Here is a 25656-nt window from a genome sequence, read left to right on the forward strand (position 1 = left end):
AGCCCACTAAACAGCTGATGAATGTACGTTGAGCTCTCGTGCAAACTCAGGTAGTAAGTAGTTTGACCACAATGAGCCGAGTAATCACCTTCAAGCATCACTGTCACATGACCTGATTGCGGAACATCGTCACGAATATTCACGCGAACTCCACCGGTGCCACATTTTTTCTGAGTCAGCTTGAGGTGGTTTTGCACATTCAGCAGTCGGCTTTCCGGATCGGCTGTAACCCGAACTCCACCATGCTGCAATTCGGGAAATAGATGTAATGTTGATGTGCGATAGTTCACCAGCAGCGCTTCCGGGGCCACGTTGTAAGTTTTATAGCGTTTACCATCAAAAGCACCAGGATCTTCTGTCGGAAAACCATAGTAGTTGTAATCCAGCACCAGATCACCGCTGATATCTTTTAGCCCGGTCTGGCGAAGCTGGCGAAGCAACAACCAGAAATTTTCCAGATTAAGGCTGGGATCGCCATAACCCTTGATAATCAAGTCGCCTTGCAATCTGCCATTTTCCAGATTGCCATTTGCATAAACCTTAGTTTGCCATGTGTATGATGGCCCAAGCATTTCCAGTCCGGCATACGTTGTTACAACCTTCATAACTGAGGCAGGATTCATTGGTACATCAGCATTGACTGACACTAACGGCCGCTCAGCACCGACTTCCTTGACATAAATCCCGACAGCCGCTTCGGGAATGCCCGCCCTTTTTAGGGCCTGCCTGACGGCATCCGGCAAATCAACGGCATAAGCCGGAAAAGTTAACGCGCCCCATAATAACCACGTTATTTTCAGTAAACGTTTCATAACAGCAGCGAATCAGTTTATTTTGATCAATGTCAATGTGTACCACGACAAATAGATAACCCGTCATCCCAACCCGTCCGGTACTGCGTATCGGCCGCATAACGTTTTTTATCCTTAAATCCATAAGCCGATTGTTTTGCGGTTTCACATCCATCCACATATCCCTCCTGAGCTGCTTTAGGGTAACCGGCAAGATTGTAGGTTGGGCGCGTACTGAGCGGCAACGGGCCGGACGGTCTTTGCTGCACAACAGGATCCGGAGCCGGGAGAACAGGGCCAGGCATTGGGCGCTTAGCCATCGTACAACCTGCCAATAAAGCAATTACTATCGCAAGAACATTTGCTCGCAGCATTTCTCATTCCCTTTTATTCGTTAAGTTTTATTTTTCGCTATACCACTGTTTTCAATAGCTTGCCCATTTCAGCCGGATTGCGGGTAACACGAATACCACATGCCTCCATTACTTCAATTTTTGCCTGTGCTGTACCTTTGCCTCCAGCAATAATTGCACCTGCATGCCCCATCCGTTTGCCGGGAGGCGCCGTCGTTCCGGCAATAAATCCCACTACCGGCTTCTTCATATGATCTTTAACCCAATGAGCAGATTCTTCCTCATCAGTGCCACCAATTTCACCCACCATCAACACCGCATCAGTCCCGTCATCCTCATTGAACAACTTTAGGATATCGATATGTTTAAGACCATTGATCGGATCACCACCAATACCGATGCAAGTAGATTGCCCCAACCCCAGCTCACTCAGCTGCGCTACTGCCTCATAAGTTAATGTACCTGATCTTGAAACCACACCGATCCTTCCTTGTTGATGGATAGCGCCTGGCATGATGCCAATTTTCAACTCCCCTGGTGTGATAATCCCCGGACAATTAGGCCCGATCAATCGTGTCTTTTTCCCACGCATACGGGCGCGTGTTCGTAACATATCCCGAACAGGAATGCCTTCAGTAATGCAGATAACCAGATCCAGTCCGGCTTCCACCGCCTCATCAATTGCTGCAGCTGCATAAGCAGGCGGCACATAAATCACCGATACAGTCGCACCTGTCGCCCGCCTTGCTTCTTCCACTGTTGCAAACACCGGAATACCTTCAAAATCCTCTCCTGCCTTTTTAGGATTGACTCCAGCCACAAAACAATCTCTGCCAAAAGCATATTCTCGGCACTGGCGAGTATGAAACTGCCCAGTTTTACCAGTAATACCCTGTGTCATGACACGCGTATGACGATCAATCAGAATAGCCATCTGTTATACCCCTCTGGTTGCAGCTTCAGATCGATGCCGAGCTGCCGCATCCACCGCCTTTCTGGCAGCATCAGCCATGTTGCTGCCAGAAATAATCGTTAATCCCGAATCTGCCAGAATCTTTTTTCCCAGCTCCACGTTGGTTCCCTCCAATCGAACAATCAATGGAACAGCCAGTTTTACTTCGCGTGCCGCTGATACCACTCCCTCAGCAATCACATCGCAGCGCATAATCCCGCCAAAAATATTGACCAGTATTGTCTGCAAACCGGGATTTCTCAGCATCAGCTTGAATGCCTCAGTTACTTTCTCCACCGTCGCTCCGCCTCCCACATCCAGAAAATTGGCTGGATTACCACCATAGAGTTTAATAATGTCCATGGTTGCCATGGCCAGACCAGCACCGTTGACCAGACAGCCAATATCACCATCGAGCGGAATATAAGAAAGCCCATGCCGCGCTGCTTCAATCTCAAGCGGATCATCTTCATCCAGATCCCGCAGGGCAACGATTTCCGGATGACGAAACAAGGCGTTATCATCGAAATTCATTTTGGCGTCCAAAGCAATCAGACGGTTATCTGGTGTAACAATCAACGGATTGATTTCAAGTAATGAAGTATCATTTTCATCAAATGCCTGATATAGCGCCCCCAACATAGATACAGCCGCTGATCGGCATGGTTCAGGCAGATTAATCTGGCGCACAACTCTCTCTGCATCTAGAGGATTCAATCCTTCAAGCGGATCAATCTGAGTTTTATGTATTTTTTCTGGTGTACTGGCTGCCACCTCTTCAATATCCATGCCTCCCGCATCACTCGCGATCAAACTGATACACTGCGAAGCACGATCAATCACCAGTGCCACGTAATACTCATGACTGATATCGACTCCCTGTTCAATATAGAGTCGGCGCACAATCTGGCCCTGTGGGCCAGTTTGATGCGTGACCAGCGGAGCAAACAGCATCGCCTCAGAAAACTGCCGGATTTCCGCAATGGACTTTGCCAGCTTCACTCCCCCAGCCTTGCCACGCCCCCCAGCATAAATCTGTGCCTTAACCACCCATTTGTCACCTCCCAGCTTTTCAGCAGCCAGAATCGCTTCCTCCACACTAAAACAAGCAATCCCAGCCGGTACACTAATCGCATAACGGCTAAGAATTGCTTTAGCCTGGTATTCATGAATTTTCATATTTCATCCTTTTGCGCTCACACATCGGGTTGTGTCAATACTTTCTTAATATAACTCTCCACTTCAGCCAGCTCTTGTTTAAAGCCAAGTAATAGCCTGGCCAGTTTTTCCGCATCACCTTGTTTTGCAGCCACCTCCATTTGCGCACACCACTCACCCAGAGCCAGCGCACCGATCGAACGTGCTGAAGATTTAAGCTTATGTGCGGCAAATTTCGCTTCATCTGCTTTGTCATCTGCTACGGCACTTTGCAACTGTTCAGTAATCTTTCGGGCGTCGCGGAGAAAATCCTGCAGAAATTCTTTGATGATGACCTGATCATTTCCAACCAGCGATTTAAGTACATTGATATCCACTGCAATTTTTTCAACAGCAACTGAAGGTTGCTGAACATCCTCTTCCTGCTGTGCTACTACTTGTTTCGATCCCTGCAACCACTTCTCCAGTACCGATTTAAGCTGTTCCAGCTGTACTGGCTTGCTCAAATAATCATCCATCCCCAGCGCACGACACCTTTCCGCTTCACCCTTCAGCGCATTCGCTGTCAGGGCGATGATCGGAATCTGATAGCGACCTGTTTTTTCAGCACGAATTGATTGCGTTAACTGATAGCCATCCATTTCCGGCATATGCAGATCCGTCAGCACCAGTGCATACTCTCCACTTTTCCATTTCTGCAGTGCCTCACGCCCGTTGACAACAATATCTGCAGCAAACCCCAACAAAGCGAGCTGCTGGCGAATGACTTTCTGGTTGATCTCGTTATCTTCGGCAACCAGAATTAAATTATCCTGCTGCAGCGCCTCTTCCCGAGATAAAGGAGCAACTTTTCCGATAGTTTCTGTAGGAACAACCTGATCCTCATTCAGCTTCGCTCGACCAGCAGCAACCGCCACAGCGTGGAGAAAAACCCGGCAATACAGCATATTTCCATCAAGCGTCACAACGCCCTCGCTTTCCATCCGACTACGATGGCGCCGACCACGCCTGACAATTACAAATAGGAGCTTGTCATTCGCGCTTGAACCAGGCCGATCGCGAAATAGCGCACGCAACTCTTCAATGGGCAACTCCCCATCTCCGATATCCACCACTAACAACCATTGACCTGCCGGAAGCTGTTTAATTCGTTCACGTGCAGCGGGCAATCCCGGTACACGCTCCACTACAGCACCGGCATATTTCAGATAGGTTGCAAGATCGGGACTCAATCCGTCTTCACTTCCTATAACCACACACGATAATCCCGTGAGATCTGTTACTGATTCATCCCCTTGAATGACTTCTCTCTGAATTATTCTAAACGGGATGCGCACGGTAAACATGGAGCCTGCATCAGGTTTACTTTCTACAGAGATCTCACCTTTCATCAACTCAACCAGGCGACGACAGATTGTCAAACCCAAACCGGTTCCACCAAAGCGGCGGGTGGTGGAAGCATCTCCCTGGGAAAAAGGTGTAAATAAACGCTCCCGGGCTGTATCATCCATACCGATACCATTATCGATAATCTGAAACATAACCGTTACAACATCGCCATCTATCTTCCCCGCTGGACTGGCCCTTACAGCAACACGCCCTGGCCGCAACATGCCACTGGAAAATTTGATGGCATTGTTAATCAGATTGATCAATATCTGTCGCAAACGCAACGCATCTCCCAGTACACTTTTCGGTAAAGCCGGATCTACAAACAAGGTCAACTCAACTTCCTTGCTGGCAGCCATATGCGTCAGCGTTCCACATGCACGCTCCACCACTTTCGCCAGAGATACCGGCGTTTGTTCGATTTCCAGCCTGCCCGCCTCAATCTTGGAGAAATCGAGAATATCCTCAATGATCTCAAGCAACGCAAAGGCGGATTCCCGGATGAGATCAGTCATTTCCCTTTGATACGCACTCAAACTGGTCTGATCCAGCACGTCGATCATGCCGATCACGCCATTCATCGGCGTACGAATTTCATGACTCATAGCAGCAAGAAAAGAAGATTTGGCCTGATTGGCGAGCTCCGCATCGTGTCGTGCCTGTTCCAGATCCTGTCTGATTTTCACGTGCTCACGCATATCGCGCATAATTCCGGTGAAATGGCGTTTCTCACCTACAAAATACTCGCTTACTGCAAGATACACAGGGATGATCGTCCCATCCTTGTGTACGCCTTCGACTTCACGCCCCAGCCCGACATTATGTCCGCCTGGCAGTTGTGGGCGCCCCACATATTGCTGACCATATCCGGTTTCACAATACCGCTGCATATAGTATTCATGCATGCTTCTGTCCGGCTCTGGCACCAGAATGGAAACATTCTGCCCGATCACCTCCTCCACGGTATAACCAAACAGTTTTTCCATCACCAGATTCACTGAAAGCATCACACCCCGCTCATCGGTTGACACCACACAATCCACCATGTGTTCAACGATTGAACGTGTTTCCTCTTCCTTGATTGCCAGCTCAGCGTTAAGTCGCTCAAGTTGGGCGGTGCGCTCGGCCACACGCGCCTCCAGATGCCGATAGCTGATCGCCAGGCGCTCAGTCATCATATCGAAAGCACCAGCCAGTTGCCCGATCTCATCCCACCCTTCACTGGGAATATGATGCTGGAGATTCCCGGCAGTAATTGCTTGAGCGCATTCATTGAGATTTTTTAGCGGCGTCACCACCCGCCGGTTGAACAATAGCGCTCCCAGAATCGCCATCAAGAAAGTCAGACCGAGCACCACCAACCCCATGATGCGCATTTTCATCACCGAAGCAAATGCTTCCTCGGTATCAATCTGTACGACTATCCCCCAGCCCATACGTGATAAATACCGCCACGCTGCAATCACCGGCTGACCATGAAAATCAGTGACTACCCCCCCCCCATGTTCGCCACTCAGACTGTTTCTGATCGCCAATGCAAGCAGCGGCTCATTCAGTGATATGGTGCGTTTCAGGGCAGCATCAGGATCTTCCCGCAGAGGCGCCACGATTCTGGCAGTGTCTTTATTTTCTCTATGAGTAACAATTGTTTCACCACTTTCACCCAGTCCGACGTTATTGGTCAGCACATTGAATACATGCTCGCTGTATATCTGCAACGCCAGCACTCCGTGAAAATCTCCATCAATCAATATGGGCACGGCGACAAACGCCGCAATTGCACCGTGTGATGGTGGATAGTATTCAAAACTAGACAAATCGCTTTGATGCGTCTCTTTTATTTGTCGGAATACCTTACCCAATCCGGTATTTCGATAAGGACCTGTTAATAAACTGGTGGCAAAATCGGACTCATGGCCAACGGAAAAAACAACCCAGCCATCAGGAGATATCAGGAACAGATCATAGTAGCCTGTGCCTTCAAGATAGCGCTCGTAATGCGCCCGGTAGCGAGTATCCAGGGATCGATAGACATCGGAATCTGCACTATGCTGGCTAAATACCTGTGAAAATTCGTCTATTGCCTGACGCGTCGTATCACTTGTCTGAATAAGGTCTGCGTCCAGTATCCGTTCATGCAAGTAAGAATCAATCTGTTCAACCTTTTTGTCAGCAATCGACGAAACCTGCTGAATGGCCGATTTGCTGATTTCTCCCTCAAAGATGTGCAGCAAGCCGTAGCCGACCAACGCAATCGGCAATAACGCCACCAGCGCAAACCAGATGGCAAACCGCTGAGTAAGCGACGTAAGGATCATCACTCCAGTAGGCAGTCAGCGCAACATTTCAGAGAACGTCGAGCGTAATAGGCAAAGGCACTCGCGCTGCGCTGCGCACGTAGAATCCAGTCATGCGCCTCTCGTCCCAGCGCCGGGTCGATCGGCTGAATTTTGCCAGCCGCACTTGCCAGCAACTGCATGCGTGCAGCCCGCTCAAATGCCAGTGCAAACAAACAGGCTTCCTCAACACTACTGCAAGCCACCAGCAACCCGTGATGAGCAAGCATCAAGGCGCGTTTATTACCCAATGCCTCCGCAATTAACTCACCTTCTTCGTTACCCACCGGCACCCCCGGCCATTTCGGCAAAAAGGCCACGTCGCCATACAGTACACAGTTATCCATGTGCGAAATGATGAGCGGTGTTTCCAACATACTCAGTGCCGCCGTATGCAATGCATGGGTATGGATAATACAATGCACGTCGGGGCGTGCACGATATACCCAGGAATGAAAACGATTGGCGGGGTTGGGCATACCTTCTCCTTCCAACACCTGCAAATCCTCATCAACCAGCAATAAATTCCCGACGCTGATCTCATCAAAGCCGAATCCCAAGCGCTGTGTCAAGAATGTGCCCGGCACCTCCCCGCGCGCGGTAATCTGTCCAGCCAATCCAGAATCATGGCCATTATCAAACAAAATACGACAAGTCAAAGCCACCTTCTGGCGAAGAGAATAAGTTACCTCGGGCAGCTTATTCTCCATTTGATCGAATTCGCGTTGCATCAACTGCTGCTTGTCAAGATCAAACGTTTCACCACTCATAAGCTGGAATCTCCCTCTTTTTCACAAAGAAATTATTGTTATCACGAGTGACAATTCTCCGCATTTCTTTCGTGGTTGCAAGCAAAACCCGATAGAAATCAAGCACAATATAAATTGTGCTATTCAGTATAAACGTTGAAAAATAGCGCAGCCAGGGATGGCCCTGGTGGAGAATGGTACCTTGGTAGAGATTGCAAAGTGACTTAAGCATTGTCTTGAGCCGGTTTGCCAGTCGAATTGTCTTTATCACTAAGGATATAGCAGGTGCAACGTTTCTGCTGCCGCATATGCAAATGCACATTTATAGAGCTGTACGGGTACCCCACTGGCGTCACCAGTTTCTGACTTTATCGGCTACTCCGTCGAAACCCATCATCTCATGACTTTCAGAAAGCCAGCTGGTACAATTTTCAGGTCATTGGGGAGTAGCCACTCTTTGTCACAAAGAGGCTTACATCAACATACTTGACCCACAGGTCATGGTGTAGGCAGCTCTTCGCCTGGCAAGACCTTTGACTGCGATGCTTCCACTAGGCCGGAGATGTATCGTGGTCAATCGTCTCTTCCGGCCAGGAAATCCTCATGGAATCGTTCTTCGTATCAACCGGGATCATTGCCCTCGCTGAAATCGGCGACAAAACCCAACTCCTCGCATTCATTCTCGCCGCACGCTTCAAGAAGCCTGTTCCTATCATCCTGGGAATCCTGGTGGCCACCATCGTGAATCATAGCCTGGCAGGAATGCTGGGGGCCTGGATTACTGAAATTGTCAATCCCGAGGTACTGCGTTGGGTACTCGGCCTATCGTTCATTGGCATGGCCATCTGGACGATGATTCCCGATAAGATTGAGGAGGAAGAAACACAGATTGCCAGACGATTCAGTGTGTTTGGAGCGACGCTGGTCACTTTTTTTCTTGCCGAAATGGGAGATAAGACGCAGATCGCAACTATCACATTGGCCGCTCACTACGCCTCTCCATTTTTAGTTGTAATCGGTACGACACTCGGCATGCTCATCGCTGACATACCGGCGGTATTCATCGGTGACAAGTTTTCAAACAGGATTCCCATGAGACTTGTGCATTCGATCGCAGCAAGCATCTTCGCCTTGCTTGGTCTTGCAACGTTGTTGGGGGCAGCGGAGCAGCTCGGATTCTAAGAAAGACTGTAAATGCAAGGTGTCATCATGACAAAAAAAATTCTCAGCAAAATTCCTTCTGGTGTCTGGGTACTGGGTTTCGTTAGCATGCTGATGGACATCTCTTCCGAGATGATTCACAGCCTGCTGCCATTATTCCTGGTCGGCACTCTGGGCGCGAGCGCCCTTATGGTTGGCTTGATCGAGGGCTTGGCCGAATCTACGGCACTTATTGTCAAGGTATTCTCGGGCACACTCAGCGACTATCTCGGTAAACGCAAGGAGCTGGCTTTGTTCGGTTACGCCTTAGGGGCACTGACCAAACCGCTGTTTGCCATTGCCCCAGTCACCAGTATTGTACTCGTGGCTCGATTGTTGGATCGGGTGGGCAAAGGTGTCCGGGGTGCTCCACGTGACGCGCTGGTAGCGGATATCACCCCCATAGAGGTGCGCGGCGCGGCATTTGGCCTCAGACAATCGCTAGATACAGTCGGTGCATTCCTTGGCCCGTTATTGGCAACCGGCCTGATGCTACTATGGACAAACGACTTCCGGGCAGTGTTTTGGGTTGCTGTTATCCCTGGGTTATTAGCGGTCGCGTTGCTATTCTTCGGTATTCATGAGCCAAAGCAAAACGTTAATAACAAACGTATCAATCCAATCTGCAAAGAGAATCTGATGCGTTTGCATGCCACGTACTGGTGGGTTGTCGGTATCGGTGCCGTATTCACACTGGCGCGGTTTAGTGAAGCATTTCTGGTGCTTCGCGCTCAACAAGGCGGCATCCCACTTGCACTGGTTCCACTGGTAATGGTTGCCATGAACTTGGTTTATGCAGCATCTGCCTACCCTTTTGGCAAGTTATCCGATCGCATAAATCACAAGATATTGCTGGCACTGGGGTTATTTATTCTGATTGTCGCTGATCTGGTATTGGCTATCGATGCTCATTGGATGACGGTACTCGTAGGTGTCGCGTTGTGGGGAATTCACATGGGCATGACGCAAGGGCTGTTGGCAACAATGGTTGCTAATGCCGCTCCGGTTGACTTACGCGGTACAGCATATGGATTCTTTAACCTTATCAGCGGCATTGCCATGCTCATCGCTAGTGTGGTCGCCGGATTACTTTGGGATCAATTAGGATCATCTTTTACTTTCTACGCAGGTGCCGGGTTTTGCAGTGTTGCATTAATCGTACTACTCAAACGGGAGTAACTGCGAACAACAACTTGTGAGCCACAACCCCTCAGCTTGTCCAATTACTAAGTCAAAAATCATCATTCTTTAATGCTTGGCAGCCATAATTTTATTGCAGATATACACACGGGAGACTACAAGTGCATAAACTATATAAAGAACACCAAAGTAATTAACCATCAGGTGACTCTAATCCACAAAAATTTCGGCCAGGATAGATATTCCAGAAAGCTATAATCAATTTTGTCAACCGGGCGCCGAGTTGTCATAGCGCTATCGTAAAACAGGAGGATTTCCATGAAATACCATCAGAAAAGAATCAGTCAGACCAACCTGCTGAGCTGGATCAAGCGGGGATTACTGATCTGGACAGCGATTATTATCGGTTCATATTCGCTGCCGTTACTGGCAGAGGATATCGGCAGTGTATCGACACGATTCAAACTGTTGGGCGCCAACGATAAAATAGTAGTAGAGGCGTTTGATGATCCGGATGTAGCAGGTGCCACGTGTTATTTGAGCCGGGCTAAAACGGGAGGAATAAGCGGGACGGTGGGCGTGGCGGAAGATAGATCGGAGGCTTCTATTGCCTGCCGTCAGACAGGACCAGTTACATTGTCGGAGAAAATAAAAAGTGGAAAGGCGGATGGAGACGAAGTATTCAAGAAGAATACTTCACTGCTGTTTAAAACATTACAAGTGGTACGTTTCTATGATGCCAAGCGTAACGTGTTGATCTACCTCAGCTATAGCGACCGAGTCATTGAAGGATCGCCACAAAACAGTATATCTGTGATCCCGGTTACACCTTGGCATTAAACCGCAACAAGACAACTCAGGGCAGAATGCATAAACATCTTCAGAAGTGCTCTTGTAGTAATCACACTGCCCTGAATCATATTTAAGCAACCAGCACATCCAGCGGTGATGTATATGGCAAGCCGAAAGCTTCGGCTACTGCTGGATGCATTACTTTTCCGCGATAGATATTGAGGCCATTCATCAACGCCTGATTGTTCTGCAAAGCTGCCAGCCCTTCATCTGCCAGACAGACAACATAGCTGGCAGTCTGGTTATTCAGTGCAAAGGTGCTGGTACGCGGAACTGCGCCTGGCATGTTCGTCACACAGTAATGCAGCACACCATCCACTTCAAAAACAGGATGGCTGTGTGTAGTCGGTCGGGTTGTTTCTACACATCCTCCCTGATCAACTGCCACATCAACAATCACTGAACCAGTACGCATTTGCGGCAGCATTTCCCGGGTGACCAGCCAGGGCGAACGCCCACCGGGAATCAATACTGCACCAATGACAAGATCTGCCTCGTAAACCGCCTGACGCACATTGACCGCATCACAATATCGAGTTTGTAACCGTCCGGAAAAGCGGTCATCCAGCGCTTTCAGGCGATCATGATTGATATCCAGCACTGTTACCATCGCCCCCATGCCAGTTGCTACTACCGCAGCATTGGTGCCCACTACCCCTGCGCCCAGAATGACTACATTGGCAGGTGCAACACCTGGCACCCCACCCATCAGCACCCCCCGTCCCCCTTGGGTTTTTAACAGGTAGGTTGCACCAATCTGCACAGCCATGCGCCCCGCCACCTCGCTCATGGGTGTCAATAACGGCAATGCGCCGGATGCCGTCTGCACTGTTTCATAGGCAATTGCACTAACGCCGCTGACGAGTAGTTTTTCTGCCAAGGCTCTATTTGAAGCCAGATGCAAATAAGCAAACAGCAGCAAATCTTTTCGCAAATACTGATATTCCACTTCGGTTGGCTCTTTTACCTTGACGACCAGTTCAGCTGCCCAAGCATCTGCAGCGTGCATCACAATTTCTGCACCGGCTCCCCGGTAATCCTGATCGGAAATAATACTGCCCGCACCCGCTCCGGTTTCAACCAGCACCCGATGCCCCTGCTCAATCAGCGTATGCACGCTGCCAGGAGTGAGTCCGACCCGGTATTCATCCTCTTTCGTCTCTTTGGGTAATCCGATAATCATTCGCGCCCTCAAGCTTTTTACACATAAAATTCAGATTTTTTGCTGCTTACGCCAGTTCCACCCAAACCGGTGCATGATCAGACGGCCGTTCCAGTTTCCTGGGTGCCTTGTCCACTTGCCAGGCAACGCAACTGTCTGCCGTTTCATGACTCAGCAAAATATGATCAATACGCAACCCTCTGTTCCGGCGGAAGGCCATCATACGATAATCCCACCAGGTATATATTTTTTCAGGCTGCTCGAACAGGTGAAAACTGTCAACAAATCCTGTATTTAACAATCCACGGAAGGCCTGCCGCTCAGTCTCACTGCACAATACCTGTCCCTTCCAAGCTTCAGGATCATAAACATCACGATCTTCCGGAGCAATATTGAAATCCCCTAATAATGCCACCTTGCCGTAACGCGCCCGTTCCTGTTGCAAAAAAGAATTGAGTATTGATAGCCACTCCAGTTTATAGGCATATTTTTCCGAATCAACACGCTCTCCATTCGGCACATACACACAAATAATACGCAAATCTCCATAGGTTGCTGCAATCAACCTTTTCTGTGGATCATCAAAATCGGGAAAGGCCGCGCAAACATCCACTCCCGTTACTTTACTCAGCAAGGCAACACCGTTGTATGTCTTTTGGCCAGCATAGAGTGACTGGTAACCCGCCTGTGCAAGTTCATCCACCGGGAAGAATTCATCCTGAAGCTTGGTTTCCTGCAGGCACAATACATCTGGTTGATTGACATTCAGCCAGTCGATTACCTGCTGTAATCTAACTTTGAGTGAGTTGACATTCCAAGTAGCAATTTTCATGATCCATTCCGTAGCAAGAGAGGTTTATTTTCCAACTGTTACAAAATAACCGGGCTGAAGATACTAACATCAAACATTTTCACAAGCACACCGCATGAGCTTGCAGCAATAATTAAATCAGGATGGATAGCGGCTATAATGTCCACCCTTGTTAAACGGAGATGAAAAATGAAAAGAACGATCGGATTGTTGGTAGTTTCTGCAGTAATCGGTTTGACAGGATGTGCGAAGACCGACACTTATACCCCGGCAGAAAACGCTAGTGGCGAAGATATTTTTTTCGCAAACTGTACTAAATGTCACAAACCTGAAACAGATGGCACGGTAATGCTCTTGAGCGCCAAAATGAACACCAAAGAAGCCATTATCGAAAAAGTTCAGAAAGGTGGCATGACAATGACAGCCTTCCCCAACATTACCGGCGAACCAGCGCAACGTCTGGCTGAATTCGTTCTGACAAACAGTAAAACCAAATAATCGACTGCTGCTAATGCCGTTTTCTGGTTGATACAACACAATAATGATTCGGGAAGAAGTTTGAAAATCGCTGATTCTACTTTCAGCTGAAAATAGAATCAGCCCAGTCGTTCCGAATCCATGCGCTGAGGAATACTTACCGGCCACTGTAACTGTTCCCGGATTGCACAGGCAAAAGCTTCGGCACTACCCAATTCGCCATGCACGATGAAAGTTTTTCGTGGAGGCTGGCTGAATCCTCTTAACCAGTCAAGCAGGTTCTCCTGATCAGCGTGGGCAGAAAGCCCGCCAACCGTATGAATGGATGCATGCACAGGAATTTGTTCACCAAAAATACGAACATTTTTACTGCCATCCACCAATCTGCGCCCCAAGGTACCTGCAGCCTGAAAACCGGTAAACAAAATGCTGCATTCAGGTCTGGGCAAGTTATATTTCAGGTGATATTTGATACGCCCGGCATCGCACATGCCACTGGCAGAAATAACGATTGCGCCGGATTGTATGTGATTGAGTCGGATTGAATCCTCGACTTCCTGCACAAAATGAATCCGCAGGTTCTTATTATGCTGGCTGTGCCAGTTCATGATGTCGATAGTTTCCTTATCAAATAATTCTCTATGTCTGAGTGTGATTTCCGTGGCAGCCAGCGCCATGGGTGAATCCACGTAAATATCCATCGCTCCCAGACGCCCCTGACGCTGCAGATCCGTCAGCAGAAATAACAAATCCTGCGTACGACCAACAGTAAAAGCCGGCACGATGATATTGCCGCGTTTACGGATGAGTGTCTGGCAGATAATTTCCACCATTTCACTGCGTGTATCTTGCAGGCTGCGATGACAACGGTTGCCATAAGTGGATTCAACCAGCAGATAATCAGTTTCTTTGATAAACGTCGGATCGCGCACGATAGGATGACCCGGCTGTCCCAGATCACCCGAGAAAACAATTTTTCTCTGTCTGGAACCGGACTTCAGCCAGACCTCAATGATAGCTGATCCAATAATATGTCCGGCATCACGAAATCGACACTGCACTAATGGATGCGGCTGACACGTTTCGTCATAATTGACACCTCGCATTTGTTTAAGAAATGCTTCTGCCTGGGTAACGGTGTAGAGCGGGATATTTTCATAACGCAACGGACGTTTATTACGCAATGCCGTTTTTGCATACCACTCTACTTCTTTTTCCTGAATGTGGGCGCTATCTTTCAGGATAATTGAAAGTAGATCTGCCGTGGCCGGAGTCATGTAGACAGGCCCTCTGAACCCGAGCACACTCAGGCGCGGCAATAATCCGGAATGATCCACATGGGCATGTGTCAGCAAAACAAAATCAATCGATTCCGGATTAAAGTTGATTGCAGTATGGTTTTTACGACCTGCATCCCGCCCACCCTGGAACATACCGCAATCCACCAGAAAGCGTACATCATCCGTTTCAACCAGGTAGCATGATCCGGTTACTTCTCCAACTCCGCCCAGAAAGGTAATCTGCATAAGGATTTATATTTCATTGAGAATGTGCAGAATGCCCTGGGCCATCAATTCCATTTCCTCTTCATTAATGACGTACGGTGGCATGATGTAGACCGAGTTACCCAAGGGACGTATCAGAAGTTGCTGTTCCAGTCCCTTTTGCGCAAAGCGATGTGTGAAATCCGGTTGGGGATTATCCACTTCAAACGCCCAGATCATGCCGCAGTTGCGGAAATTCTTGACATTCGAGTGTTCCCGAACAGGCTGTAAACATTGATTGAGAAAATCAGCTTTTTTACGATTTGTTTCGATCACATTATCCTGCTCAATGATATCGAGCGTTGCCAGCGCTGCCCGGCAAGCAAGAATATTGCCGGAATGGGAGTGTGAATGGAGAAAAGCCTGGCTAGTTTCATCCCGGTAAAACGCACGATAGATCGTGTCATTGGTCATGACCACTGACAGCGGCAAATAGCCCCCACTTAACCCTTTGGCAAGACACATGAAATCCGGCGTAATTTCAGCCTGCTCACATGCAAACAGAGTGCCCGTTCGACCAAATCCAACCGCAATCTCATCTGCGATTAAATGAACCTGGTAGACATCACAAATTTCCCGTGCCCGTTGCAAATAAACCGGGTGATACATTCCCATTCCGCCTGCTCCCTGGATAAGAGGCTCCAAAATCAGAGCCGCTGTACTGACATGATGCTGTGCGAGATAACTCTCCAATTCAGCTGCAGCCTTCAGCGCATGAGTTTCCGGGGTTGTTCCAGTTTCAGCAAAACGCCAATCAGGGGTAGGTACCGGATGCGCAGGGCGTAACAGCGGTGCATAAATCTGTCTAAAAAGCGAGACATCGGTGACCGACAACGCCCCCAGGGTTTCTCCATGGTAACCATTCTGCAAGTTAACGAATTGGGTTTTATCGGGGAAACCACTTTGTTGCCAGTAGTGAAAACTCATTTTCAGTGCAATCTCATTGGCTGACGAACCATCACTGGCATAGAAACAATGACTCAGATCTCCGGGCGTTATAGCACTCAACCGTTCTGACAGCTCTACTACCGGCTCATGCACCAATCCGGCCAACATCGCGTGTTCCAGCTTGCCAAGCTGATCAATAATGGCAGCATTGATACGAGGATTGCAGTGTCCAAATAAATTGACCCACCACGAACTGATTGTATCCAGATAGCGCTTGCCATCCGCACCATACAACCACACCCCCTCTCCTCTGGAGATTAATATCGGAGGAAATGCTTCGTGATGCTTCATCTGGGTGCAGGGATGCCAGACAGCCGGATGGCTGTGTAAAGTTACTTTTTTATCGTTCACTGTCTTGAAATTCCTCATGATAGTCTCTATTATTAGCACTCAGCAACGCTGAGTGCTAATAATAGATTGTTACGGGACTCAACAATTGTTGATGAAACTCATTAAGCCAGATTCAAATGACCAGATTTTTCGTTTTTGTTAACCATTGTAGGAGAAAAGGACTATGAATATTCGCCCTTTGCATGACCGTGTAATTGTTAAACGGCTGGAAGAAGAACGCAAGACCGCATCCGGCATCGTAATCCCCGATACCGCTGCGGAAAAACCGGATCAGGGCGAGATCATCGCTGTAGGTAAGGGAAAAGCGGGCGAAGATGGCAAAATCCGCGCACTGGAAGTAAAAGTCGGAGATAAGGTGCTCTTCGGCAAATATGCCGGCCAGGCTGTCAAAATTAAGGGCGAAGAGTTCCTGGTAATGCGTGAAGAAGACATCATGGGTGTGATTGAAGGTTAATTGATTGTTGAATAACCAACTGAAATCAGGAGAAAAGATATGGCAGCTAAAGAAGTAAGATTTGGAGATGCAGCGCGCAGCGCCGTAATTATTGGCGTAAATGTACTGGCAGATGCGGTTAAAGTAACGTTGGGCCCTAAAGGACGTAATGTTGTACTGGAGCGTTCATACGGCGCCCCCACCATTACCAAGGATGGCGTATCGGTTGCAAAAGAGATTGAACTGAAAGACAAGTTCGAAAACATGGGCGCCCAGATGGTCAAGGAAGTCGCCAGCAAAACCTCGGATACAGCAGGGGACGGCACAACAACGGCAACTGTTTTAGCGCAAGCCATTGTCAAGGAAGGTATGCGCTATGTCGCAGCCGGAATGAATCCGATGGATCTGAAACGCGGGATCGAAAAGGCAGTTAGCGTCGCTGTTGAAGAATTGAAAAAACTCTCCAAGCCCTGTTCCACCAGCAAGGAAATTGCTCAGGTTGGCAGCATTTCCGCCAACTCCGATACCGAAATCGGCAAAATCATTGCTGAAGCAATGGATAAAGTCGGCAAGGAGGGCGTCATTACGGTTGAAGATGGTTCCGGCCTGGAAAATGAGCTGGATGTCGTGGAGGGCATGCAATTTGACCGAGGTTATCTCTCTCCTTATTTTGTCAGCAGTGCAGAGAAACAAATTGCAGCACTCGAAAATCCTTTCATTCTGTTACACGACAAAAAAATATCCAATATTCGTGACCTTCTACCGGTACTCGAACAAGTGGCTAAAGCTGGTAAACCACTGTTGATCATCGCCGAGGATGTCGATGGCGAAGCTCTGGCAACCTTGGTTGTAAATAATATTCGCGGCATCCTCAAGACATGTGCAGTTAAAGCACCTGGTTTCGGTGATCGTCGCAAAGCCATGCTGGAAGATATCGCGATCCTGACAGGTGGCACTGTAATTGCTGAAGAAGTTGGTTTGTCTCTGGAAAAAACCAGACTGGAAGATCTGGGTCAAGCCAAGCGCATTGAAGTGGGCAAAGAAAATACCACTATTATTGACGGCGCAGGAGATACCAAAACAATTGAAGCGCGTGTTGCACAAATTCGCAAACAGATTGAAGAAGCAACCAGCGACTATGATCGCGAAAAACTTCAAGAACGCGTAGCCAAACTGGCTGGTGGTGTCGCTCTGATCAAAGTTGGCGCTGCCACGGAAATGGAGATGAAAGAGAAAAAAGCTCGTGTTGAAGATGCTTTTCATGCAACACGCGCTGCGGTTGAAGAAGGCATTGTCCCTGGTGGTGGCGTCGCTCTGCTGCGTACAATTGATGCTGTGAGCAAAGCCAAAGGCGACAACCATGATCAGGATTCCGGCATCAAAATCGTTTTGCGTGCATTGGAAGAACCACTACGCCAAATCGTAACCAATTGCGGAGATGAAGCTTCTGTAGTCGTCAACAAAGTCAAGGAAGGTAAAGGTAACTTTGGTTACAATGCCGCAACGGGTGAATATGGCGATCTAGTTGCTATGGGTGTGTTGGACCCTACCAAAGTAACTCGCTCCGCTCTGCAGAACGCTTCATCAGTTGCAGGATTGATTCTGACGACGGACGCAATGGTTGCAGAGCTTCCAAAAGAGGATTCACCTGGAGCAGGTGCTGGCATGGGCGGTATGGGTGGCATGGGCGGTATGGACATGTAACCGACTCAAATCGGTCTATCTGTTAACAACAATGAACCACAACGAATCGGTATGCAAAAAACCGAGCGTTGTGGTTTTTAACTTCTATCGGTCGTGCTGAGATAAATATATTGGATACTTTAAAAACTTATCCGGATGACCGGAATTTGCTTGCAGACCGGGTTATCCTGGTTACAGGTGCAGGACAAGGTATTGGGCGCACTGCAGCACTCATTTTCGCAAAATATGGCGCTACAGTTATTTTACATGGTCGCAAAACCGAGAAACTTGAGCAAGTTTACGATGAAATTGAGGCGCTCGGCAGAGCATCAGCAATCATTCTGCCATTTGATTTCGAGCAGGCTACTGAAACTGGCATTGCGGAACTGGCTGAGGAAATAGCCTCCCAAATTGGCCGGCTGGATGGTATTTTGCACAATGTCGCCTGGACCAGCGGCCCAATGCCGCTTGAATTCCATACACTTGAGCATTGGCAAACCACCATGCAGGTCAATCTCCTTATCCCTGCAATGCTGACTCGTGCTTGTTTTCCGTTGCTCAAAGCTGCCCCGGATGCCAGTGTAATCATGACGGGAGATACCCACGGCCAGGTACCTGCGGCCTACTGGGGTGCTTTTGCAGTAGCAAAAGCAGGAGTGGAAGCATTGGTCAAAATTCAGTCTGATGAGTGGGATATTTATCCAAATTTGCGCATTAATGCGCTGATTCCCGGAGCCGTAGACACGCCGCAACGTACCAAAACTCATCCAGGCAGCAATAACCGTTTATTACCCAAACCAGCAGATCTGATGGAGACTTATCTCTTCCTGATGGGACCAAATAGTACTGAAGTGACTGGCAAAACTTTCAATTGCCAAAAAGATTAACCGCACGGTGGACAGGAAATCTGCCTCCGTTGACAGGAAATCTGCCTCCGTTGTTAGAAGCGAGTATAATCTGGTTATAAAGGGATGTGGTGTGATTCGCTGAAAAACAAGCTACTCCACAACTGTGTGAGCAAAAGTCATCTTGTTTTTGGGGATTCTGAATCCTGCTGGTTTTTGAATAACCCGGCGCGCGAAAGTGGCGGAATTGGTAGACGCACCAGATTTAGGTTCTGGCGCCGATGAGGTGTGGGGGTTCGAGTCCCCCCTTTCGCACCACAGAATATTCAGGCTTAACCAGCCCAGCACGATCATACCACTTGTTTAATCAATGTTACGTATCAGCTCAGGAAAATAGATGCAGACACAAGGAGAAACCTCCAATCCACTGGAGCGCAATATTGAACTCTCTGTTTCACGGGAAAAAGTCGAAGCCGAAGTGGGTCAGCGCTTGAAACGCCTGGCTCCAAAAATCAAGATACAAGGATTCCGTCCGGGCAAAGTCCCTATGAAAATAGTTGCACAACAATACGGCCACCAGGTTGAGCACGAAGTTTTGGGAGAGTTGTTACAACAACAATTTAGCGAGAGTGTTAGCCGCGAAAACTATCGTATTGCAGGTGTTCCAAACTTTGAATCCAGAAATTCCGGAACAGATAATTCAAGCTATGAATTCCGTGCAACCTTTGAAATCTATCCTAATATCGAACTAGGTGACTTGAGTTCGATTACGATCAACAAACCGGTTTTACAGATTGGTGACGTGGAAATCCAGAAAACACTGGAAATTCTGCGCAAACAGCGAACAAACTACGAATCGGCAGATCGTCCGGCACAAACGGGTGACCGGGTTAATGTTAATTATCAGGGATCCCTGAATGGAAAGAACTTTGCTGGCGGCCAGGCAAATGATTACAGTGTCATTCTTGGAAACGGGCATCTTCTGGAAGATTTCGAGGCATCTATCCTGGGCATGGGTACAGGGCAGGAGAAAACGTTTGACATGACTTTTCCTGAAGACTATTCAGGGAAAGAAGTTGCCGGAAAGAAAGTAACTTTTACAATTACACTCAACAAGGTTGAAGCTCCCAAGCTACCGGACGTGGATGGTGAATTTGCCAAGTCGCTAGGGATTGAAGATGGTGACGTTGAGAAAATGCAATCAGAAATCAAGGCCAATCTTCAGCGTGAAACAACTCAGCGTATCCGGGTAAAACTCAAAGAACAAGTCATGCAATCCCTGCTAAATAAGATTTCAGTAGAAGTTCCAAGAGTTTTGGTTCAACAGGAAATAGATCGGCTAATAGAAGAAGTACAAGATACCCGGGTAGCACGTGGCTTTCCTAAAGCCTCCAATTTACAAAGAGATACCTTCCTGGAAAGAGCCGAGCGACGCGTCAGGTTGGGGCTCATTTTATCCAGGTTGATCGAAACACACGGATTGAGCGTAAAGCCTGAGCAAATCAAGAGTTTTATTGAAGAACATGCTCAAAGTTACGAAAATCCTGAACAGGTCGTCAAATGGCACTTCGCTTCGCCTGAACGGATCAAGGAAATAGAACCGCTTGTTCTGGAGGATAACGCCGTATCATGGATACTGGACAAAGCCAATATCGTTGATCAGAATGTTACTTTCGATGAACTGATGGGATATTCACATGCAACCGATACTTGATTGGGAGAAAAACGAATTGAATACTACAGGGCTGGGTTTGATTCCCATGGTAATCGAGTCCAGTGGTCGCGGAGAGCGCGCCTACGATATTTACTCAAGGCTGCTCAGAGAAAGAATCATTTTTTTAGTGGGGCCGGTCACAGAAACATCTGCTAACCTGGTAATTGCACAGCTCTTGTTTCTAGAATCCGAAAATTCAGAGAAAGATATTTCCTTATATATCAATTCTCCCGGCGGGCTTGTCACGGCAGGACTGGCTGTGTATGACACCATGCAATTCATTAAACCGGATGTCAGTACACTTTGTATAGGACAGGCAGCCAGCATGGGTGCCTTGCTGCTTACTGCGGGCACCAAAGGCAAACGCTATTGCCTGCCTAATTCACGCGTTATGATCCATCAACCACTGGGTGGGTTCCAGGGACAAGCGTCCGACATAGAAATACACGCCAAGGAAATTTTGGCACTGAAAGGTCGTTTAAATGAAATTTTGGCTAAACATACCAGTCAGACGATCAAAACTATCGAGAAAGATACTGATCGTGACAATTTTCTCGGCGCAGAAGCCGCAGTCAAGTATAGTTTAGTGGATGCAGTATTAACGAGCAGGAAAGTAAAACAGGAGTAAAATCAAATTGCTCTTGTTGAGCAGGAGCAATATTCGTTTGATGATTGTGGGGTGGAATAATGTCTGAAAAAACAAATGACGAAAAACTTTTGTATTGTTCTTTTTGCGGAAAGAGTCAGCGAGAGGTCAGGAAGTTAATTGCCGGGCCATCTGTATTCATTTGTGATGAGTGTATCGACCTTTGTAATGACATTATTCGCGAAGAAATCCAAGTTGATGAAACGGCCAAACTATCTAAAACAAGTTTACCAACCCCACATGAAATTTGTGAAACATTGGATCAATATGTCATTGGCCAGGAATCTGCAAAAAAAATACTGTCCGTTGCAGTTTACAACCACTATAAGCGGTTAAGAAATCTATCAAAAGTTAATGCTGGTAGCGATGACATTGAACTTGCCAAAAGCAACATATTGCTGATAGGCCCTACCGGATCTGGCAAAACCTTACTGGCGCAAACACTGGCAAGATTGCTGGATGTACCGTTTGTTATTGCTGATGCAACAACGCTGACAGAAGCAGGATATGTCGGTGAGGATGTAGAAAACATTATTCAGAAGTTGCTGCAAGCAAGCAACCACGATGTTGAAAAAGCCCAGCGTGGAATTGTATACATCGACGAGATAGATAAAATCTCGCGCAAATCAGACAACCCTTCCATCACCCGGGATGTTTCAGGAGAGGGTGTACAACAGGCACTACTCAAACTGATTGAGGGTACAGCAGCCCTGGTACCTCCCCAGGGCGGGCGCAAACATCCCAATCAGGAATTTATTCAGGTTGATACCACAAATATTCTGTTCATCTGCGGCGGGGCATTTGATGGCATCGATAAAATCATACGTGCACGATCTGAGAAAAGTGGCATAGGCTTTGGTGCAGATGTCATCAATCAAAATGATCGCAAGGAATTAAACAAGATATTGGGTGATATTGAACCAGAAGATCTGATTAAATATGGCTTGATTCCGGAGTTTATCGGGCGTTTACCGGTCGTGGCAACATTGCGTGAATTGAACGAGGTGGCACTGATTCAAATTTTGATTGAACCCAAAAATGCACTTGTCAAGCAATACAGCAAGCTATTCAGCATGGAAGGAGGGGTTGAATTGGAATTTCGTGAACAGGCTCTCGTAACAATTGCCAGAAAGGCGCTTGCACGAAAAACTGGAGCACGTGGCTTACGTTCCATTCTTGAGGAAACACTGCTGGATATTATGTATGATCTGCCTTCAATCGAAAATGTCTCAAAAGTAGTGATCGAAAGCAGCTCTACAAATGATGACCTTCAACCCATCATAATTTATGCAGAAAAACCCAAGCTGGCCAGAAGCTCAAAATAGTACAAATTCTTTTAAGAGTTTGTTTTTAGCACACTGCGGGTACCTGTTTTTCACAGGTGTCACCATATCTTAGCCTACCCATGTTTTCTGCAGGATGTAAATGACATGACATCAGATATTCTCGACACCAAAGAATCAAACGAGCTTGATTTACCACTGCTCCCACTGCGTGACGTGGTGGTCTTTCCACATATGGTTATTCCATTATTTGTGGGACGCCCAAAATCTATCAAGGCTTTAGAAGCTGCGACAGAAGCTGGTAAAAATATTCTGTTAGTTGCTCAGAAATCAGCCGCTAAAGATGACCCTTCTCCCCAAGATCTTTATAAAGTTTGCTGTGTTTCAAGTATTTTGCAAATGCTGAAACTCCCCGACGGAACAGTCAAGGTATTGGTAGAAGGAAGTTATCGGGCAGAAATTGAATCTTTTAATGATTCCGAAACCTCTTTTTCCGGAAAGGCTATCCCTGTCACGATTGATGAGATCGACACGTCAGAAATCGAGGCACTACGACGTGCTCTTCTTTCCCAATTTGACCAATATGTCAAATTAAACAAAAAAATCCCATCAGAAATTCTTGCTTCCCTGACAGGAATTGATGAGGTCGGACGATTAGCTGATACGATCGCAGCCTATCTTCCCTTGAGACTGGAGCAAAAACAAGAAATTCTGGAAACTTTTGAAGTTCAGCCACGTTTAGAGCGTTTACTTGGCCTACTGGAAGCCGAGCTGGATATTCTCCAGGTAGAAAAGCGCATTCGCGGCAGAGTAAAGCGCCAGATGGAAAAAAGCCAGCGAGATTATTATCTGAATGAACAGGTTAAAGCTATTCAGAAAGAGCTGGGCGAAGGCGAAGATGGCACTGATCTTGAAGAAATCGAAAGAAAGATAAAGGCAGCTTCCCTACCTAAAGAAGCATTAGTCAAGGCAGAATCTGAGCTGAAAAAACTGCGCCTGATGTCTCCTATGTCAGCTGAAGCAACTGTTGTACGAAATTATATTGACACACTGGTCGCATTGCCCTGGAAGCAGAAAACCAAAATCAGTAAAGAATTAAAGATTGCTGAATCAATTCTGAATGAAGATCATTATGGTCTGGAGAAAGTCAAGGAAAGGATAGTTGAATACCTTGCAGTACAACAGCGGGTTGCCAAATCCAAAGCCCCTATTCTTTGCCTTGTCGGCCCGCCTGGAGTAGGTAAAACTTCGTTAGGTCGATCTATAGCTCGTGCAACAAATCGTAAATTTGTTCGTATGTCTCTCGGGGGCATGCGAGATGAAGCTGAAATCCGTGGGCATCGTCGAACTTATATCGGCTCGATGCCTGGAAAGATTTTGCAAAGCATGACAAAAATCGGTGTCAAAAATCCACTGTTTCTGTTGGATGAGGTTGACAAAATGGGAATGGATTTTCGTGGCGACCCTTCTTCTGCCTTGCTGGAAGTACTTGATCCGGAGCAAAACAATACATTTGTTGATCACTACATCGAAGTTGAATACGACTTGTCGGATGTCATGATCGTTGCTACCGCAAACACACTGAACATTCCTCCCGCACTCCTTGATCGAATGGAAGTCATTCGACTTTCAGGCTACACTGAAGATGAAAAACTAAATATCGCAAAACGATATCTTCTACCCAAGCAAATGAAAGATCACGGCTTAAACGAGGGTGAATTGTCAGTTTCTGAATCTGCATTACGTGATATTGTCCGTTACTACACCCGAGAAGCGGGAGTGCGTTCAATGGAAAGAGAAGTATCCAAGATTTGCAGGAAAGTCGTCAAAATTTTGCTGGTTAAAAAGAATAAAGAAAAGATTATCATCAACTCCCGCAACCTCGATAAATATCTTGGTGTGCGCCGTTACGCTTATGGCATGGCTGACGAAAAAAATCAGGTTGGACAAGTTACAGGATTAGCTTGGACAGAGGTAGGCGGTGAACTGTTGCGAATTGAGGCAGTAGTGCTGCCAGGCAAGGGGAAAACGATTACGACCGGTAAACTGGGTGAAGTCATGCAGGAATCTATTCAGGCAGCCCTGTCTGTTGTTCGAAGCCGCTCAATCGTTCTGGGAATATCGGATGATTTTTATCTAAAAAATGATATTCATGTTCACTTGCCTGAAGGAGCCACACCTAAAGACGGACCAAGTGCAGGCATTGGTATTTGTCTAGCTATGGTTTCTGCATTGACGGGGGTGCCGGTACGAGCATCCGTTGCGATGACCGGGGAAATTACGCTCAGAGGTGAAATCCTTCCAATCGGTGGACTCAAGGAGAAACTCCTGGCTGCTCATCGTGGTGGAATAAGCACAGTGCTGATCCCGGAAGACAATGTCAAGGATTTGAGTGAGATTCCTGGAAACATTAAAAGCAAACTGGATATCAAGCCAGTAAAATGGATTGATCAGGTGCTAGAAATTGCTCTGGAATATAAGCCTGATGCGATAGCATCGGCCATCCCTGGTCAAGTCATTGCATCTACCCCTGAAGATAGAGTTACAAGAGCTTCTTCAATCAAGCATTGATTATTTGGATACACACAGTGGGAGCTTTTATAAAATTTTAAAGCTCCCTCCTTTTAAAGCTGCTGCTTTACAGATAGATTTAGCTTTATTTTCTGCAGACAAGCGAATAGTAAATTTTACGATCACTTGATAAAATCTTTGCTTGAATCCTTAAGATAAATCTCTAAGGAAGTACTATTTGACTGGATCTGAAGTCAAAGTAAAGTAAATAGCCTATTGGCAGGCTATTTGCTACTTCCCTGAAGATTATGGTTACTGACAGAAACCG

21 protein-coding genes, 1 tRNA gene and 1 riboswitch (1 of these 23 cut by a window edge) are annotated in these 25656 nt (G+C 47.3%); of the genes, 12 read left to right on the top strand and 10 right to left on the bottom strand.

Annotation, left to right across the window (positions count from 1 at the left end; translation table 11 throughout):
- The 6 genes in view from dacB to BM331_RS08285 are tightly spaced (at most 37 nt apart) and all read right to left on the bottom strand, a layout consistent with a single transcriptional unit that may run on beyond the window.
- Positions 1 to 812 carry the 5' portion of a D-alanyl-D-alanine carboxypeptidase/D-alanyl-D-alanine endopeptidase gene (gene dacB / locus BM331_RS08260; protein WP_074928774.1) on the bottom strand. Its footprint begins 616 nt before the window's first position, so only the first 812 of its 1428 coding nucleotides appear in the window; its start codon is at positions 810 to 812; its stop codon lies off the left edge, out of view.
- A gap of 32 nt (positions 813 to 844) precedes the next feature.
- Positions 845 to 1165, bottom strand: a complete 321-nt coding sequence (locus BM331_RS08265; protein ID WP_074928776.1) for a hypothetical protein — start codon at positions 1163 to 1165, stop codon at positions 845 to 847.
- Positions 1166 to 1202: 37 nt separating this feature from the next.
- A complete protein-coding gene (sucD, locus tag BM331_RS08270; protein WP_074928778.1) occupies positions 1203 to 2078 on the bottom strand; it encodes a succinate--CoA ligase subunit alpha in 876 nt (291 codons plus the stop codon).
- Positions 2079 to 2081: 3 nt separating this feature from the next.
- Positions 2082 to 3275, bottom strand: coding sequence for an ADP-forming succinate--CoA ligase subunit beta (gene sucC / locus BM331_RS08275; RefSeq protein WP_074928779.1), 1194 nt, complete (start codon positions 3273 to 3275; stop codon positions 2082 to 2084).
- 17 nt (positions 3276 to 3292) lie between these two features.
- On the bottom strand, positions 3293 to 6961 hold the full coding sequence (locus BM331_RS08280; RefSeq protein ID WP_074928781.1) for an ATP-binding protein: 3669 nt from the start codon (positions 6959 to 6961) through the stop codon (positions 3293 to 3295).
- On the bottom strand, positions 6961 to 7749 hold the full coding sequence (locus BM331_RS08285; RefSeq protein ID WP_074928783.1) for an aldolase: 789 nt from the start codon (positions 7747 to 7749) through the stop codon (positions 6961 to 6963). The genes BM331_RS08280 and BM331_RS08285 overlap by 1 nt, the downstream gene beginning before the upstream one ends.
- A 408-nt stretch (positions 7750 to 8157) precedes the next feature.
- Positions 8158 to 8327: riboswitch (yybP-ykoY riboswitch) on the top strand.
- Positions 8328 to 8331: 4 nt separating this feature from the next.
- Between BM331_RS08285 and BM331_RS08295 the strand changes: the two genes are divergently transcribed.
- From BM331_RS08295 to BM331_RS08305, 3 genes are all read left to right on the top strand, one after another.
- Positions 8332 to 8910, top strand: a complete 579-nt coding sequence (locus tag BM331_RS08295; RefSeq protein WP_074928786.1) for a TMEM165/GDT1 family protein — start codon at positions 8332 to 8334, stop codon at positions 8908 to 8910.
- Positions 8911 to 8937: 27 nt separating this feature from the next.
- The gene (locus BM331_RS08300) at positions 8938 to 10107 is read left to right on the top strand and encodes an MFS transporter (RefSeq protein WP_074928866.1); all 1170 of its coding nucleotides are present in this window, start codon (positions 8938 to 8940) and stop codon (positions 10105 to 10107) included.
- A gap of 279 nt (positions 10108 to 10386) precedes the next feature.
- Positions 10387 to 10908, top strand: a complete 522-nt coding sequence (locus BM331_RS08305; protein ID WP_218154570.1) for a CreA family protein — start codon at positions 10387 to 10389, stop codon at positions 10906 to 10908.
- Positions 10909 to 10990: 82 nt separating this feature from the next.
- On the opposite strand, the gene ald is transcribed toward BM331_RS08305, so the two are convergent.
- Complete coding sequence (gene ald / locus BM331_RS08310; RefSeq protein ID WP_074928788.1) at positions 10991 to 12103, bottom strand: alanine dehydrogenase; 1113 nt, start codon at positions 12101 to 12103, stop codon at positions 10991 to 10993.
- Between the two features lie 46 nt (positions 12104 to 12149).
- Positions 12150 to 12914: an exodeoxyribonuclease III gene (gene xth / locus BM331_RS08315; protein WP_074928790.1), complete on the bottom strand. Its 765-nt coding sequence runs from the start codon at positions 12912 to 12914 to the stop codon at positions 12150 to 12152.
- A 168-nt stretch (positions 12915 to 13082) separates the two neighbouring features.
- On the opposite strand from xth, the gene BM331_RS08320 reads away from it, so the two are divergent.
- Positions 13083 to 13391, top strand: coding sequence for a c-type cytochrome (locus tag BM331_RS08320; protein WP_074928792.1), 309 nt, complete (start codon positions 13083 to 13085; stop codon positions 13389 to 13391).
- 98 nt (positions 13392 to 13489) lie between these two features.
- Here BM331_RS08320 and BM331_RS08325 read toward each other — a convergent pair whose 3' ends face one another.
- Both BM331_RS08325 and bioA read right to left on the bottom strand, forming a co-directional pair.
- Positions 13490 to 14896 (bottom strand): MBL fold metallo-hydrolase RNA specificity domain-containing protein, encoded by a 1407-nt coding sequence (locus tag BM331_RS08325; RefSeq protein ID WP_074928794.1) that lies wholly within the window; start codon positions 14894 to 14896, stop codon positions 13490 to 13492.
- 6 nt (positions 14897 to 14902) lie between these two features.
- Entirely contained in the window at positions 14903 to 16213 is a 1311-nt protein-coding gene (bioA, locus tag BM331_RS08330) for an adenosylmethionine--8-amino-7-oxononanoate transaminase (protein ID WP_074928796.1), read from the bottom strand.
- Positions 16214 to 16376: 163 nt separating this feature from the next.
- Here bioA and groES point away from each other — a divergent pair, with 163 nt between their 5' ends.
- The 8 genes from groES (at position 16377) to lon (ending at position 25388) form a co-directional block, all read left to right on the top strand.
- Positions 16377 to 16667 carry a co-chaperone GroES gene (gene groES, locus BM331_RS08335; RefSeq protein ID WP_074455994.1) on the top strand — a complete coding sequence of 97 codons (291 nt, stop codon included), beginning with the start codon at positions 16377 to 16379 and terminating at the stop codon, positions 16665 to 16667.
- 39 nt (positions 16668 to 16706) lie between these two features.
- Complete coding sequence (groL, locus tag BM331_RS08340) at positions 16707 to 18350, top strand: chaperonin GroEL (protein ID WP_074928797.1); 1644 nt, start codon at positions 16707 to 16709, stop codon at positions 18348 to 18350.
- A gap of 110 nt (positions 18351 to 18460) precedes the next feature.
- Positions 18461 to 19216, top strand: a complete 756-nt coding sequence (locus BM331_RS08345) for an SDR family oxidoreductase (protein ID WP_074928870.1) — start codon at positions 18461 to 18463, stop codon at positions 19214 to 19216.
- Positions 19217 to 19406: 190 nt separating this feature from the next.
- Positions 19407 to 19492: transfer RNA gene (locus tag BM331_RS08350), tRNA-Leu, on the top strand.
- A gap of 79 nt (positions 19493 to 19571) precedes the next feature.
- Positions 19572 to 20888, top strand: a complete 1317-nt coding sequence (tig, locus tag BM331_RS08355; protein ID WP_074928799.1) for a trigger factor — start codon at positions 19572 to 19574, stop codon at positions 20886 to 20888.
- Positions 20872 to 21516: an ATP-dependent Clp endopeptidase proteolytic subunit ClpP gene (gene clpP / locus BM331_RS08360; RefSeq protein WP_074928801.1), complete on the top strand. Its 645-nt coding sequence runs from the start codon at positions 20872 to 20874 to the stop codon at positions 21514 to 21516. Before tig ends, clpP begins: the two co-directional genes overlap by 17 nt.
- Before the next feature lie 59 nt (positions 21517 to 21575).
- Entirely contained in the window at positions 21576 to 22859 is a 1284-nt protein-coding gene (gene clpX / locus BM331_RS08365; protein ID WP_074928802.1) for an ATP-dependent Clp protease ATP-binding subunit ClpX, read from the top strand.
- Between the two features lie 105 nt (positions 22860 to 22964).
- Complete coding sequence (gene lon / locus BM331_RS08370; protein ID WP_074928804.1) at positions 22965 to 25388, top strand: endopeptidase La; 2424 nt, start codon at positions 22965 to 22967, stop codon at positions 25386 to 25388.
- The last annotated feature ends 268 nt before the right edge of the window (positions 25389 to 25656 follow it).

Origin of the sequence: Nitrosomonas eutropha, from assembly GCF_900116685.1 — a bacterium.
GTDB classification, from domain to species: domain Bacteria; phylum Pseudomonadota; class Gammaproteobacteria; order Burkholderiales; family Nitrosomonadaceae; genus Nitrosomonas; species Nitrosomonas eutropha_A.

Coding starts and splice junctions, on each gene's coding strand:
- BM331_RS08325 (WP_074928794.1), bottom strand. CDS start 14,896: ATGCAGATTACCTTTCTGGGCGGAGTTGGAGAAGTAACCGGATCATGC.
- BM331_RS08320 (WP_074928792.1), top strand. CDS start 13,083: ATGAAAAGAACGATCGGATTGTTGGTAGTTTCTGCAGTAATCGGTTTG.
- xth (WP_074928790.1), bottom strand. CDS start 12,914: ATGAAAATTGCTACTTGGAATGTCAACTCACTCAAAGTTAGATTACAG.
- BM331_RS08280 (WP_074928781.1), bottom strand. CDS start 6,961: ATGATCCTTACGTCGCTTACTCAGCGGTTTGCCATCTGGTTTGCGCTG.
- ald (WP_074928788.1), bottom strand. CDS start 12,103: ATGATTATCGGATTACCCAAAGAGACGAAAGAGGATGAATACCGGGTC.
- lon (WP_074928804.1), top strand. CDS start 22,965: ATGACATCAGATATTCTCGACACCAAAGAATCAAACGAGCTTGATTTA.
- sucD (WP_074928778.1), bottom strand. CDS start 2,078: ATGGCTATTCTGATTGATCGTCATACGCGTGTCATGACACAGGGTATT.
- BM331_RS08300 (WP_074928866.1), top strand. CDS start 8,938: ATGACAAAAAAAATTCTCAGCAAAATTCCTTCTGGTGTCTGGGTACTG.
- clpX (WP_074928802.1), top strand. CDS start 21,576: ATGTCTGAAAAAACAAATGACGAAAAACTTTTGTATTGTTCTTTTTGC.
- groL (WP_074928797.1), top strand. CDS start 16,707: ATGGCAGCTAAAGAAGTAAGATTTGGAGATGCAGCGCGCAGCGCCGTA.
- BM331_RS08285 (WP_074928783.1), bottom strand. CDS start 7,749: ATGAGTGGTGAAACGTTTGATCTTGACAAGCAGCAGTTGATGCAACGC.
- tig (WP_074928799.1), top strand. CDS start 19,572: ATGCAGACACAAGGAGAAACCTCCAATCCACTGGAGCGCAATATTGAA.
- BM331_RS08265 (WP_074928776.1), bottom strand. CDS start 1,165: ATGCTGCGAGCAAATGTTCTTGCGATAGTAATTGCTTTATTGGCAGGT.
- groES (WP_074455994.1), top strand. CDS start 16,377: ATGAATATTCGCCCTTTGCATGACCGTGTAATTGTTAAACGGCTGGAA.
- clpP (WP_074928801.1), top strand. CDS start 20,872: ATGCAACCGATACTTGATTGGGAGAAAAACGAATTGAATACTACAGGG.
- BM331_RS08305 (WP_218154570.1), top strand. CDS start 10,387: ATGAAATACCATCAGAAAAGAATCAGTCAGACCAACCTGCTGAGCTGG.
- BM331_RS08295 (WP_074928786.1), top strand. CDS start 8,332: ATGGAATCGTTCTTCGTATCAACCGGGATCATTGCCCTCGCTGAAATC.
- sucC (WP_074928779.1), bottom strand. CDS start 3,275: ATGAAAATTCATGAATACCAGGCTAAAGCAATTCTTAGCCGTTATGCG.